Source organism: Hymenobacter oligotrophus (assembly GCF_003574965.1).
Lineage (GTDB): Bacteria > Bacteroidota > Bacteroidia > Cytophagales > Hymenobacteraceae > Solirubrum > Solirubrum oligotrophum.
The window spans coordinates 3,768,365-3,780,817 of the sequence record NZ_CP032317.1; the positions used below are offsets into that span (position 1 = coordinate 3,768,365).

Annotated in this window: 20 protein-coding genes; all 20 read left to right on the forward strand. The window is 53.1% G+C overall.

Annotation, left to right across the window (positions count from 1 at the left end; translation table 11 throughout):
- Positions 1 to 5 precede the first annotated feature (5 nt).
- The 20 genes from rplE (at position 6) to D3Y59_RS16305 (ending at position 12,449) form a co-directional block, all read left to right on the forward strand.
- Positions 6 to 554, forward strand: coding sequence for a 50S ribosomal protein L5 (rplE, locus tag D3Y59_RS16210; protein ID WP_119445993.1), 549 nt, complete (start codon positions 6 to 8; stop codon positions 552 to 554).
- Between the two features lie 8 nt (positions 555 to 562).
- Positions 563 to 832 carry a 30S ribosomal protein S14 gene (gene rpsN, locus D3Y59_RS16215; protein ID WP_119445994.1) on the forward strand — a complete coding sequence of 90 codons (270 nt, stop codon included), beginning with the start codon at positions 563 to 565 and terminating at the stop codon, positions 830 to 832.
- An 820-nt stretch (positions 833 to 1,652) separates the two neighbouring features.
- Positions 1,653 to 2,051, forward strand: coding sequence for a 30S ribosomal protein S8 (gene rpsH / locus D3Y59_RS16220; protein ID WP_059072181.1), 399 nt, complete (start codon positions 1,653 to 1,655; stop codon positions 2,049 to 2,051).
- A gap of 29 nt (positions 2,052 to 2,080) precedes the next feature.
- Positions 2,081 to 2,635: a 50S ribosomal protein L6 gene (gene rplF, locus D3Y59_RS16225; protein ID WP_059072182.1), complete on the forward strand. Its 555-nt coding sequence runs from the start codon at positions 2,081 to 2,083 to the stop codon at positions 2,633 to 2,635.
- Between the two features lie 9 nt (positions 2,636 to 2,644).
- Entirely contained in the window at positions 2,645 to 2,992 is a 348-nt protein-coding gene (gene rplR, locus D3Y59_RS16230) for a 50S ribosomal protein L18 (RefSeq protein ID WP_119445995.1), read from the forward strand.
- Positions 2,993 to 2,995: 3 nt separating this feature from the next.
- The gene (rpsE, locus tag D3Y59_RS16235) at positions 2,996 to 3,514 is read left to right on the forward strand and encodes a 30S ribosomal protein S5 (RefSeq protein WP_119445996.1); all 519 of its coding nucleotides are present in this window, start codon (positions 2,996 to 2,998) and stop codon (positions 3,512 to 3,514) included.
- A gap of 6 nt (positions 3,515 to 3,520) precedes the next feature.
- Entirely contained in the window at positions 3,521 to 3,700 is a 180-nt protein-coding gene (rpmD, locus tag D3Y59_RS16240; RefSeq protein ID WP_119445997.1) for a 50S ribosomal protein L30, read from the forward strand.
- 14 nt (positions 3,701 to 3,714) lie between these two features.
- Positions 3,715 to 4,161, forward strand: a complete 447-nt coding sequence (gene rplO / locus D3Y59_RS16245) for a 50S ribosomal protein L15 (protein ID WP_119445998.1) — start codon at positions 3,715 to 3,717, stop codon at positions 4,159 to 4,161.
- A 17-nt stretch (positions 4,162 to 4,178) separates the two neighbouring features.
- On the forward strand, positions 4,179 to 5,495 hold the full coding sequence (gene secY / locus D3Y59_RS16250; protein ID WP_119445999.1) for a preprotein translocase subunit SecY: 1,317 nt from the start codon (positions 4,179 to 4,181) through the stop codon (positions 5,493 to 5,495).
- A gap of 2 nt (positions 5,496 to 5,497) precedes the next feature.
- Positions 5,498 to 6,304: a type I methionyl aminopeptidase gene (gene map, locus D3Y59_RS16255; protein WP_119446000.1), complete on the forward strand. Its 807-nt coding sequence runs from the start codon at positions 5,498 to 5,500 to the stop codon at positions 6,302 to 6,304.
- Positions 6,282 to 6,500 (forward strand): translation initiation factor IF-1, encoded by a 219-nt coding sequence (infA, locus tag D3Y59_RS16260; RefSeq protein WP_059072189.1) that lies wholly within the window; start codon positions 6,282 to 6,284, stop codon positions 6,498 to 6,500. The genes map and infA overlap by 23 nt, the downstream gene beginning before the upstream one ends.
- Positions 6,501 to 6,509: 9 nt before the next feature.
- Positions 6,510 to 6,626, forward strand: coding sequence for a type B 50S ribosomal protein L36 (gene ykgO / locus D3Y59_RS16265; RefSeq protein WP_034256541.1), 117 nt, complete (start codon positions 6,510 to 6,512; stop codon positions 6,624 to 6,626).
- Positions 6,627 to 6,648: 22 nt separating this feature from the next.
- Complete coding sequence (rpsM, locus tag D3Y59_RS16270; protein ID WP_119446001.1) at positions 6,649 to 7,026, forward strand: 30S ribosomal protein S13; 378 nt, start codon at positions 6,649 to 6,651, stop codon at positions 7,024 to 7,026.
- A 79-nt stretch (positions 7,027 to 7,105) separates the two neighbouring features.
- Positions 7,106 to 7,498 carry a 30S ribosomal protein S11 gene (rpsK, locus tag D3Y59_RS16275; protein WP_119446002.1) on the forward strand — a complete coding sequence of 131 codons (393 nt, stop codon included), beginning with the start codon at positions 7,106 to 7,108 and terminating at the stop codon, positions 7,496 to 7,498.
- Between the two features lie 92 nt (positions 7,499 to 7,590).
- The gene (gene rpsD, locus D3Y59_RS16280) at positions 7,591 to 8,196 is read left to right on the forward strand and encodes a 30S ribosomal protein S4 (RefSeq protein ID WP_119446003.1); all 606 of its coding nucleotides are present in this window, start codon (positions 7,591 to 7,593) and stop codon (positions 8,194 to 8,196) included.
- Between the two features lie 99 nt (positions 8,197 to 8,295).
- The gene (locus tag D3Y59_RS16285; protein ID WP_119446004.1) at positions 8,296 to 9,285 is read left to right on the forward strand and encodes a DNA-directed RNA polymerase subunit alpha; all 990 of its coding nucleotides are present in this window, start codon (positions 8,296 to 8,298) and stop codon (positions 9,283 to 9,285) included.
- Between the two features lie 106 nt (positions 9,286 to 9,391).
- Positions 9,392 to 9,925 carry a 50S ribosomal protein L17 gene (gene rplQ, locus D3Y59_RS16290; protein ID WP_119446005.1) on the forward strand — a complete coding sequence of 178 codons (534 nt, stop codon included), beginning with the start codon at positions 9,392 to 9,394 and terminating at the stop codon, positions 9,923 to 9,925.
- A 199-nt stretch (positions 9,926 to 10,124) separates the two neighbouring features.
- On the forward strand, positions 10,125 to 11,396 hold the full coding sequence (eno, locus tag D3Y59_RS16295) for a phosphopyruvate hydratase (protein WP_119446006.1): 1,272 nt from the start codon (positions 10,125 to 10,127) through the stop codon (positions 11,394 to 11,396).
- A gap of 160 nt (positions 11,397 to 11,556) precedes the next feature.
- Complete coding sequence (locus D3Y59_RS16300; RefSeq protein WP_119446007.1) at positions 11,557 to 11,871, forward strand: FtsB family cell division protein; 315 nt, start codon at positions 11,557 to 11,559, stop codon at positions 11,869 to 11,871.
- 176 nt (positions 11,872 to 12,047) lie between these two features.
- The gene (locus D3Y59_RS16305) at positions 12,048 to 12,449 is read left to right on the forward strand and encodes a hypothetical protein (RefSeq protein ID WP_162910848.1); all 402 of its coding nucleotides are present in this window, start codon (positions 12,048 to 12,050) and stop codon (positions 12,447 to 12,449) included.
- Positions 12,450 to 12,453 lie beyond the last annotated feature (4 nt).

A 12,453-nucleotide genomic window follows, 5' to 3' on the forward strand; every position in this document is an offset into this window, starting at 1 on the left:
CGACAATGGCTCGACTGAAAGACATTTACAACAAGGAAATTCGCCAGCAGCTGCAGGAGAAGTTCCAGTTCAAGAGCACCATGCAGGTGCCGCGCATTACCAAAATTTGCATCAACCGCGGTATTGGTAAGGCTGTAGCCGATAAGAAGCTTGTTGACAACGGCGTGGACGAATTGACGACCATTACTGGTCAGAAGGCTGTTCCTACTATCGCCAAGCGTTCGGTTTCTAACTTCAAGCTGCGTGAGGGCATGCCCATTGGAGCTCGTGTTACCTTGCGTGGTGAGCAGATGTACGAGTTTCTCGACCGCCTGCTGACTGTTGCCTTACCCCGTGTGCGTGACTTCAAAGGCATTAGCGACAAGGGTTTTGACGGTCGTGGCAACTACACCCTCGGTGTCAAAGAGCAAATTATCTTTCCGGAAATTTCCATCGACAAGATCAAGGAGATTGCCGGTATGGATATCACCTTCGTGACGACGGCCGAGAACGATGAGCAGAGCTATGAATTGCTCCGCGCATTTGGGATGCCATTTGCTAACGCCAAGAAATAAGCTAATCCATGGCAAAGGAATCAATCAAAGCAAGAGAGCGGAAGCGCGAGGCGATGGTAGCACGGTTCGCTGAAAAGCGTAAGGCCCTGAAAGCCGCCGGTGACTACGAAGGTCTGGACAAGCTGCCCCGCAACGCTTCGCCCGTACGTCTGCACAACCGCTGCAAACTGACCGGCCGTCCGCGTGGCTACATGCGCAAGTTTGGCATCAGCCGCGTAACGTTCCGGGAAATGGCTTCGGCCGGCAAAATCCCCGGTGTAACAAAAGCTAGCTGGTAGTACGCTACCGCAACAACGCTAAGCAAAACTGCTCAGCTGGAACTCTCTTAGGAGTTTTGGCTGAGCAGTTTTCTTGTTATATCAACCTACTCAAGGATTACTCATGCATTAGCACTAACCTTAGCACAACACTTGCATATTGCAGCATGCTAAAATTTATTATCACACCCTACACAGCGGTAGGACCTCTGTTGTTTGGTCTGACTTGCTCAGATGTACGAGCGTTGTTTGAATTAGACATGAGCGGTTTTAAGCGGCGGAGAAGAAGACACCAACTTCTATAAGCCACTCGGGGTATTTGTGCTTTATGATACCGATCAGAAGTGCGTTGTAATTAAGTTTACTACTCCAGCTTGTGTTTCTTTGAGTGGAGTACAACTGCTTGGGCTATCCAACAAGGAAGCACCTGGCTTCTTCAAATCTGATTCAGAATTGGATAAAGACGTAAGCGGCTGTACTTATTATCAGGATGGAGTAAGAGCATATTAAGAGAAGCCCAAGAAGCCAGAGATAGTCATTGTATTTGCCAGAGGATATTACGACTAACTCTGCTAGAACTTTTTACCAACTAAGCACTTACGTTTATTGCTTTTGTGTTAAGTATCAGTGTATCTTTGCACCCCAGAATGCTCTAGGGCAGTGGGGGACGCCCCACACACCATTTGGCAGGTTGCCACAAGAAACCATTGGCTGCGGCGGAAACGCTGTGGATGTCAAGTAGTCTTAACCGAGGATTTCGCCGTCATAGGAAAACTATGGCTGCGAAATTTTCCTACCTTTGCGGTTCCCTTAACCACGGGGTGCCCTTCAAATCATCCAAATGAACACAGATCCGATTGCCGACTACCTGACCCGGGTGCGCAACGCCATCAAGGCCAACCACCGGGTAGTAGAAATTCCGGCTAACAAAATCAAAAAGGAAATCACGAAAGTACTCTACGAGAAAGGGTACATTCAGAGCTACCGTTTTGATGACTCGGCAGTACAAGGCACGATCAAAATCGCGCTGAAGTACCATCCCGTGACGAAGAAGCCCGCTATCCAAAAGCTGCAGCGGATCAGCACCCCGGGCCTGCGTACGTACGCCCACGTTGAAAACCTGCCGCGCGTGCTGAGCGGTCTGGGCATTGCCATTCTGTCGACCTCGAAAGGGGTAATGACTGAGAAGGAAGCTCGCACCCAGAACGTAGGCGGCGAGGTGCTGTGCTACGTGTACTAAGCTCAACGCAGCAGTAAACTCCCGACAATATGTCCCGCATTGGTAAACTCCCGATCAGCCTGCCCTCGGGCGTGCAGGTATCGGTTGATAACGACAACACTATCACGGTTAAGGGCCCCAAAGGGGAACTGAAAACCGCTGTCGACCGCGACATCACGGTACGCTCCGAAGACAACACCGTAGTCGTAGAACGTCCTACCGAGCAAAAGCGTCACAAGGCCATGCACGGCCTCTACCGCGCCCTGCTCAACAACATGGTAACCGGTGTAAGCACCGGCTACACGCACCAGCTGGAACTGGTTGGCGTAGGTTTCAAGGCTACCGCTACCGGCTCGACGCTGGAACTGGCCCTGGGCTATTCGCACAACATCTTCCTGGCGCTGCCGAAAGAAGTAACTGCTACGGCCGTTACCGAAAAAGGTAAGAACCCGATCATCACCTTGACTAGCATCGATAAGGAACTCATCGGCCAAGTTGCTGCTAAGATCCGTTCGCTTCGCAAAGTTGAGCCTTACAAAGGCAAAGGTGTGCGCTTCGTTGGTGAGCAGATTCGTCGTAAGGCTGGTAAGACTGCCTCGAAATAACCGAGCATCATGGCTTTTAATAAAACTGAGAGAAGACTCCGGATCAAGCGCCACATCCGCACGAAAGTGTCGGGTACCGCTGAGCGCCCCCGCCTGTCGGTGTTCCGCAGCAACAAGGGCATCTACGCCCAGATCATCGACGACACCGCCGGCCGTACGCTGGTCGCTGCTTCGTCGAAGAACGTAACGGCTGGCGACTCGCCGGTAGCTACGGCTGCTGCCGTAGGCAAAGAGCTGGCCACGCGGGCCACGGCTGCTGGCATCACGTCGGTAGTATTCGACCGCTCAGGTTACCTCTACCACGGTCGTGTTAAATCATTGGCAGAAGGTGCCCGCGAAGGCGGCCTGAATTTCTAAGCTATGCGCGAGCAAAATAAACCCACGGCGAAGACCGCAGAGTCGGACCTGAAGGAAAAAGTAGTTGCCATCAACCGCGTAGCGAAGGTGGTAAAAGGTGGTCGTCGTTTCAGCTTCTCGGCCATCGTAGTAGTAGGTGATGGTGCCGGCACGGTTGGCTACGGCTTGGGCAAAGCCAACGAAGTAACCGACGCTATTGCCAAGGCCATCGATGATGCCAAAAAGAACCTTGTGAAGGTACCGCTGTACAAGCACACGGTTCCTCACGTGATGGAAGGCAAATACTCGGGTGGCTTTGTATTGGTGCAGCCGGCTGCTGCCGGTACTGGCGTAATTGCTGGTGGTGCCATGCGTGCTGTATTCGAAAGCGCCGGCATCAAGGACGTACTGGCCAAGTCGAAAGGCTCGTCTAACCCCCACAACGTGGTTAAGGCTACTTTCGACGCTCTGAACAAGATGCGCGACCCGATGCAAATTGCACAGCAGCGCGGCATCTCTCTCGCCAAAGTATTTAACGGCTAAGCGACGATGGCACGGATCCAAATCAAGCAAGTGCGCAGCATTATTGACCGCCCCGAGCGTCAAAAGCGCACCATGCAGGCCCTTGGCCTGAATAAGATCGGCGCAGTACGCGAGGTTGAAAACACCCCCGCGATTGCCGGTATGGTAGCCAAAGTTGGCCACCTGATTGAAGTAACCGAACTGTAGACTTTACCTACATCATGAATCTCAGCAATCTTAAGCCCGCTGAAGGCTCTGTACGCAACAACAAGCGTCTGGGCCGTGGTGAAGGCTCGACCCGTGGCGGCACCTCGACGCGTGGCCACAAGGGCGCCAAGTCGCGTTCGGGCTACTCGAAGAAAATTGGCTTCGAAGGTGGTCAAATGCCGCTGCAGCGCCGCGTGCCGAAGTTTGGCTTCAAAAACATCAACCGGGTAGAATATAAGGGGATCAACCTTGATGTTCTGCAGGCTCTGAACGAGAAATCGTCGGTGGCTATGATGGATGTTGCTTACTTCGTTCAGCATGGCTTGGCTTCTAAAAATGCCAAGATCAAAGTTCTCGGCCGTGGCGAACTAACCGCCGCTGTGGAAGTACATGCCCATGCTTTCTCTCAATCGGCTATTGAGGCCATCGAGAAAGCTGGTGGCAAAGCAGTGACTTTGTAAGTTCAAGCACGCCGGCGATGAACAAGTTTATCACGACGATTAAGAACATTTTTGCGATTGAGGATCTGCGTACGCGGATTCTCAATACGCTTTTTTTCATCGCCATATACCGGCTGGGTTCTTACGTTGTGCTGCCGGGCGTTGATCCGTCCCGTCTTGACAATAAGTCGGGCGGGATTTTCGGCATACTAGATACCCTGCTCGGTGGTGCGTTTAGCCACGCTTCAATCTTTGCGTTGGGCATCATGCCGTATATCTCGGCTTCGATCGTTTTGCAACTGCTAACCATTGCAGTTCCTTACTTTCAGAAGCTGCAGAAGGAAGGCGAATCGGGGCGTAAAAAGATAAACCAGTACACGCGCCTACTCACAATTCCGATTGTGATGGCTCAGTCGATAGGATTTATCGCCACCATTAACCAAGACGCATTAGTCAATCCGGGAATGTTCTTCACGGTATCGACGATGGTGATCCTGACTGCTGGTACCCTGTTCTGCATGTGGCTTGGGGAAAAAATCACCGATAAAGGAATTGGCAACGGTATCTCAATGATCATTATGATCGGTATCGTTTCTCGTTTTCCTGGTGCTATCCTAGGTGAGGCAGCTGCAAAGGGTATGCGCGGCTCTTTGATCTTCTTGATTGAGCTTGCGGTGCTGTTCTTTGTGGTAATGGGCGTTATTATCCTAACCCAAGCTGTTCGCCGAATCCCGGTGCAATACGCTAAGCAGGTTGGTGGCGTAAGTCAAATTAACGCTCAGCGTCAGTTCATACCGCTGAAGGTTAACGCAGCTGGCGTGATGCCAATCATCTTTGCTCAATCGTTGATGTTTATTCCGGCGATTGTTGCTTCTGCTTGGCAGCAGGACAGCGAAACGGCTACCTACATAGGACAAAAGTTCTCGGATTACACGTCGTGGCAGTACAATTTGGTGTTCGGAATTTTGATTGTTCTGTTCACTTACTTTTACACTGCCATTAGTGTTAACCCCAAACAAATTGCCGATGATCTGAAGCGTAGTGGTGGTTTTGTGCCTGGCGTAAAGCCTGGCGATGCAACTTCGGAATATATTGACGAGGTCCTAACACACATTACCCTTCCTGGAGCTTTGGCACTTGCGTTGATTGCCATTTTTCCTGCAATTGCTCTGCTGTTTGGCGTTACCCGTCCCTTCTCTGCCTTCTATGGTGGTACTTCACTTATCATTATGGTAGGGGTAGTGCTGGATACCATGAACCAGATAGAAAGCTATCTGCTCATGCGCCATTATGATGGAATGATGAAAACTGGCAAGCTGAAAGGCCGCACGCAAAACATTGCGTTGGCCTCCTAAGCATGATACTTTACAAGACAGAAGAAGAAATTGAAATGATTCGAGCCAGTGCTGATGTACTGGCTCGAACTCATGGAGAAGTTGCGGGCATGATCCGCGAGGGAATTACAACGCGCGAGCTAGACCGCCGCGCTGAGGAGTTCATTCGCGACCATGGCGCGCAACCTTCTTTTAAAGGGTATAATGGTTTTCCGTTTAGCCTGTGCATTTCACCAAACTCGGTGGTAGTGCACGGCTTTCCGGGTGAGCATGTACTTAAAAGTGGCGATGTCATTTCAGTAGACTGCGGCGTTAAGCTCAACGGCTACCACAGTGACAGCGCCTACACTTACCCGGTAGGGGAAGTGAAACCGGAAGTAACGGCCCTGCTCGAGGCTACCAAGCAATCCTTATACAAAGGAATTGAGCAGGCAGTAGCTGGCAACCGTATGGGAGACGTCGGCTACGCTATTCAGGACCACGTGGAAAAGCAGGGCTTTTCAGTAGTCAGGGAACTTGTTGGACACGGCATTGGTAAGAGCCTGCACGAGCGTCCGGAAGTACCTAATTACGGCAAGCGTGGTGCTGGCCTTAAGCTGCAAAGCGGGTTGGTTATCGCCATTGAACCAATGGTAAACTTAGGAACCAAGTTCGTAGTGCAGGAAAAGGATGGCTGGACAATCCGAACCAAAGACCGGCAGCCCTCGGCGCACTTCGAGCATACCGTTGTGGTTCGCCAAAACAAAGCGGAGATTTTAACCTCTTTCGCATACATAGAAAAAGCGTTACAGCAGACCTCGCAGCCTTATGGCCAAACAATCATCGATTGAGCAGGACGGTACCATCCTGGAAGCTTTGTCTAACGCCATGTTCCGGGTGGAACTGGAGAACGGGCACCAGGTAATTGCGCACATTTCCGGTAAAATGCGCATGCACTACATTAAGATTCTGCCTGGCGATAAGGTGAAGCTCGAAATGTCGCCCTACGATTTGTCGAAGGGCCGAATAGTTTACCGTTACAAATAACCCCCGGACATGAAAGTAAAAGCATCGGTTAAAAAGCGCAGCGCCGACTGCAAAGTGATCCGCCGTAAAGGGAAGCTTTACGTGATCAACAAGAAGAACCCCCGCTACAAGCAGCGTCAGGGTTAAGCAACACAAGCAGTAGAAGAACATGGCACGTATTGCAGGGGTAGACATCCCGGACAAAAAGCGCGGCGAAATCGCCCTCACTTACATCTTTGGTATCGGCCGTTCGTCGGCTGCTGCTATCCTCACGAAAGCAGGTGTTGACCTGAACAAGAAGGTTAGCGAGTGGACGGAAGCCGAATCGGGTGAAATTCGTAGCATCATCGCTGCGGAGTACAAGACCGAAGGTGTGCTGCGCTCGGAAGTACAGCTCAACATTAAGCGTTTGATGGACATCGGTTGCTACCGTGGCCTCCGTCACCGCAAAGGGCTGCCAGTTCGGGGTCAGCGTACGAAGAACAATTCGCGCACCCGCAAAGGCAAACGGAAGACCGTTGCCGGCAAGAAGAAGGCTACTAAATAAATCTTAGCGGGAATCGGCGGCGGGCCTTCTCATTAATCCACTGCCGCCAACACCTTCCGCTCTTTTTTGCGATAACCAAATGGCACAAAAAAGAAAAGACAAAGCCAAGAAGCGCATCGTCCAGGTTGAAGCAACCGGTCAGGTGCACATCAAGGCTTCGTTCAACAACATCATCATCTCGGTTACGAACAACAACGGCCAGGTGATTTCGTGGGCTTCGGCCGGCAAAATGGGCTTCCGCGGTTCTAAAAAGAACACGCCCTACGCTGCTCAAACTGCTGCTCAAGACTGCGGCAAAGTTGCCTATGACCTAGGCATGCGCAAGTGCGAAGTGTTCGTAAAAGGTCCGGGTGCTGGCCGCGAGTCGGCCATCCGTGCTTTCCAGAACCTGGGCATTGAGGTGACGACCATCCGCGACGTGACTCCGCTGCCGCACAACGGCTGCCGTCCGCCCAAACGTCGCCGCGTCTGAGTAACGGCAGACGCGTGGCTTCTGTCGCCCCGTGAGGGAGCCAATGAAGCCAGGCAGTTTTCTTTTCTCTTCAGAAAAATCACCTCTTTAGAATGGCACGTTATACCGGCCCTAAAACCAAGGTTGCCCGTCGCTTCGGGGAAGCCATTTTTGGCCCGAGCAAGGCACTTACCAAGAAAGCATATCCTCCGGGCCAGCACGGCCGCGGCCGCCGCAAGAAGCAGTCGGAATACGCTGTGCAGCTGATGGAGAAGCAAAAAGTTAAGTACCTCTACGGGGTACTGGAAAAGCAGTTCGCCAACCTGTTCGACAAAGCTGCTGGCAAGCCGGGTATTACCGGTGAAAACCTGCTGGCTTACCTCGAGCAGCGTCTGGACAACGTGGTTTACCGTTTAGGCATTGCCCCGACGCGCCGCGCTGCTCGTCAGCTCGTTTCGCACAAGCACATCACTGTTGATGGCGAAGTTGTGAACATCCCTTCGTTCCACGTTAAGCCGGGTGCGATTGTGGCTGTACGCGAAAAGTCGAAGTCGCTGGAGGCTATCGTGAACAGCCTTGCTGTTCGCAACGCCCGTCAGTTCGGCTGGCTGGAGTGGGATGCAAAAGAGTTTGCCGGTAAGGTAATCTCGACTCCCCAGCGCGACCAGATCCCCGAAAAAATCGAGGAGCAGCTGATCGTCGAGCTGTATTCGAAGTAATCCTGACGGAGAGCCGGCTGCTGCCTGAGAATTCTCTTGGGCAGCAGCCGGCTCCTGTATGGTTTCTTCTTTCCTTCCAAATCCCTTACATCCGCATCTATGTCAATTCTCGCTTTTCAAATGCCGGAGAAAGTCGTGATGGAGAAATCCGACGACTTCTACGGAACGTTTGAGTTTAAACCGCTGGAGAAGGGTTACGGCGTGACGATCGGCAACGCGCTACGTCGCATTCTGCTGTCGTCGCTCGAGGGGTACGCGATTACCTCGGTCCGCACGAGCAACGTGCTGCACGAGTTTCAGACCATTGAGGGTGTCATAGAGGACATGTCAGAAATCATTTTGAACCTGAAGCAAGTTCGGTTCAAAAAGATTAACGATGTTATCGAAGACAAAATCACGGTTCGCATCAGCGGACAAGAATCCTTCACTGCCGGCGATATCAACAAGTTCACCAACGGTTTCCAAGTGCTGAACCCGGATCTGGTGATCTGCAACATTGACCCGAGCACTTCGCTGGAGTTTGAGTTTACGGTTCAGAAGGGCCGTGGCTACGTACCGGCAGAAGAGAACAAGCCGGCTGACCAAGTATTCGGTCAGATTGCGATTGATGCCATCTTCACGCCGATCAAGAACGTGAAGTACAGCATTGAGAACACCCGCGTGGAGCAGAAGACAGACTATGAAAAGCTGCTGCTCGAAATTCACACGGACGGCTCGATTCATCCGGAGGATGCGCTGAAAGGAGCTGCCAACATCCTGATTCAGCACTTCATGTTGTTCTCGGACAACACGATGACCTTCGAAACGGCTAAAGCCGAGGAGGAGACCAGCGTGGACGAAGAGACGCTGCACATGCGCAAGGTCCTCAAGACCCCGCTGCAGGACATGGACCTGTCGGTGCGTGCTTACAACTGCTTGAAGGCGGCCGACATCAAGACGCTTGGCGACCTAGTGCAACTGGACCTCGCCGACATGATGAAGTTCCGTAACTTCGGTAAGAAGTCGCTGACCGAGCTGGAGAACCTCGTTGAGGAAAAAGGCCTCCACTTTGGTATGGACGTGTCGCGGTTCCGCCTCGACGAAGAATAGCCTCCAATTTTTTTTTAGTGTGCCCTAGGGGCGGCGGTTCAAATGTGGTTTAGGCCCGCCGTGGTCGTCGCTCGCAAGCACATCACTTTCATTTCTTATTTGTCCGATGAGACACGGTAAAAAAGACAATCACCTCGGCCGTACCACCGCTCACCGCGGTGCCATGCTGTCGAACATGGCTTCGTCGCTGATCCTGCACAAGCGCATCACCACGACGACGGCCAAGGCTAAAGAACTGCGTAAGTACGTTGAGCCTCTGCTGACCCGCTCGAAAGAAGACACGACGCACTCGCGCCGTATGGTATTCGCCGAGCTGCAGAACAAAGAATCGGTGAAGGAGCTGTTCGGTGAAGTGGCTGGCAAAATTGCCAACCGTCCCGGTGGCTACACCCGCATCATCAAGCTGAGCGCCGGCCGTGCTGGTGACAACGCCGACATGTGCATCATCGAGCTGGTTGACTACAACGAAACCCTGCTGGAAGCCAAGAACGCTGGTGCTGCGAAAACGACTACCCGTCGTTCGCGCCGCGGTGGCAAGAAAGCCGAAGGTGCTGCAGCTCCAGCTGCTACCACCGAAGCTGCTCCTGCTACGGAAGCTCCGGCTGCTGACGCTGCTTCGACCGAAGAAGCTGCTTCGTAAGCAACGCCACTTTATAGGAAAGGGCACCCAATTTGGGTGCCCTTTTTCTTTGCCCTTGAGCAACAAGCCATGGTTGGCTGAGTAAAGGCATCAAGAAGCGAATTGAGTACCTTGCTGCCCCGTAGCCATGCACGCATCCGTTGTGGGTGATTGCGGAGCACTGTTATAATACCTTTTTCACCTTTCACCTTTTCTCGATATGAGCATTATCGCCGCCATCAACGCCCGGCAAATCTTCGACTCGCGCGGTAACCCGACTGTGGAAGTAGACGTGACTACCGACAACGGCGTAGTAGGCCGTGCTGCGGTGCCATCGGGCGCTTCTACGGGCAAGCACGAAGCTGTAGAGCTGCGCGACGACGATAAGTCGAAATACATGGGTAAGGGCGTGCTGAAGGCGGTTGAGAACGTCAACAGCAAAATTGCCGAAGAGCTGGTTGGCTTTTCGGTGTACGAGCAAAGCCTGCTCGACAAGATTATGCTGGAACTCGACGGTACGCCGAACAAGGCTAACCTAGGTGCCAACGCCATCTTGGGCGTATCGCTGGCAATAGCTCGGGCTGCTGCTCAGGAAGCTGGCATGCCGCTGTACCGTTACGTGGGTGGGGTGAATGCCTCGACGCTGCCGGTGCCGATGATGAACATCCTGAACGGTGGTTCGCACGCCGATAACAGCATCGACTTTCAGGAGTTCATGGTTATGCCGGTGGGCGCGGAGTCGTTCACGGAGGCGTTGCGTTGGGGTTCGGAAATTTTCCATAACCTGAAGAGCGTGCTGAAAAAGCAGGGCTTGAGCACCAACGTAGGCGACGAAGGCGGCTTTGCACCGAACATCAAATCGAACGAGGCGGCCATTGAGGTGGTGCTGCAAGCCATTGAGGCTGCAGGCTACAAGCCCGGCGACGACGTAATGATTGCGCTTGACGCAGCAGCTTCGGAGTTCTACTCCGATGGCCACTACCACTTCAAGAAGAGTACCGGCGACAAGCTGACGTCGTCGGAAATGGCTACGTACTGGGCTGACTGGACGCGTCGCTATCCGATCATCAGCATTGAGGACGGCCTTGACGAGGACGACTGGGCTGGTTGGAAGCAGCTGACCGACGAGGTGGGCAACAACGTGCAACTGGTGGGCGACGACTTGTTCGTAACGAACGTGAAGCGCATTCAGGAGGGTATTGAGAAAGGTGTGGCCAACGCCATCCTCATCAAAGTAAACCAAATTGGTTCGCTCACTGAAACCATCGACGCCATCAACCTAGGCCGTCGTCATCAGTACAAGAGCATCATGTCGCACCGTTCGGGCGAAACGGAGGACAACACCATTGCCGACTTGGCAGTGGCGCTGAACACGGGCCAGATCAAAACGGGTTCGATGTCGCGTTCCGACCGTATGGCCAAATACAACCAGCTGTTGCGTATTGAGCAGGAACTGGGTGAAGTAGCCTACTACCCTGGCCGCAACATGTAATAGCACCCTAGCCTACCTGGGCTAGCGCGGGGCCGCAGTTTTTTCGGAAACTGCGGCCCCGTTGTTTCCTGCCTAGGTGATTTTGGGCTTCAGCGGCAGCAAGAGCTAAATAATCGGACTGAGGCGCGAAACCACCTGGCACAGCGTTTATCTTTGAAGTATGGCTCTACCCGAAGTGTTCGATCGTGTGCCGCGCTTTCTGCGCAGCTTCTACTTCCTCACCGGCATGACCTTTTTGGTGTGGATGACGCTTTTTGACGCGAACGACCTGCTGAAGCAATACGAGATGTACGACAAGTGGCGCGAGCTGCAGGTGCAGAAGGAGTACTACACGGGCAAAATTGCGGAGGTGAAGAAAGACCGCGCCGAACTGCTCAGTAGCCCCGAAATGCTGGAGAAATTTGCCCGTGAAAAGTACGTGATGAAGCGCCCTGGCGAAGATGTATTCGTGCTGGTGCCGCAGGAGGAAGATTAGCCCTAGGAAGAGCAGACAGGTATTGAAGCACGGCCGCAAGCCGTGCTTTTTTGTTTCGCCAAGCAGCGCAGCAAGGTGCTAGCTGCCCATTAGGCACAGCTATTGCGTTGAAGCACTGCATGAGGCAGCCCACCAACCCGAAAGCACACTTACGACGCTGGTTAGCAGTAACCCTGATGTTGCTGCTGAGTACAGCGGCCCGGGCTAGGCCTTCGCAATTGCAAATAGCCCGGCAGTTTTTGCTGGCGGTGCTGGGTGGCAAGTACGACGACGCCTACCGAATGCTGGCACCCGAGGTAAAAGTCAGCGTAAGTCCGGTGCGTTTTCGGGCGGCGGCTGAGCCTATCTACCGGCAAGGGCAGCAGCGGGGTGCCGGTATCGATTTATATCGGCTGGGTTTGCGCATTGGCGAGAACGACCAAGTGCGCTGGTTTTACGCGTTTACTTTTAAAAGCGACTCGTTGGTCAAAGCCCCACAGCAGCTCGACGTATCGTTCCGAGACTCGGCTGCTACGGGCGTACTGGAGTTCAGAATGGTGCCACCCGCTGCCGAAAGCTCGCCGGGAAGCCCTAGGTAGTTGT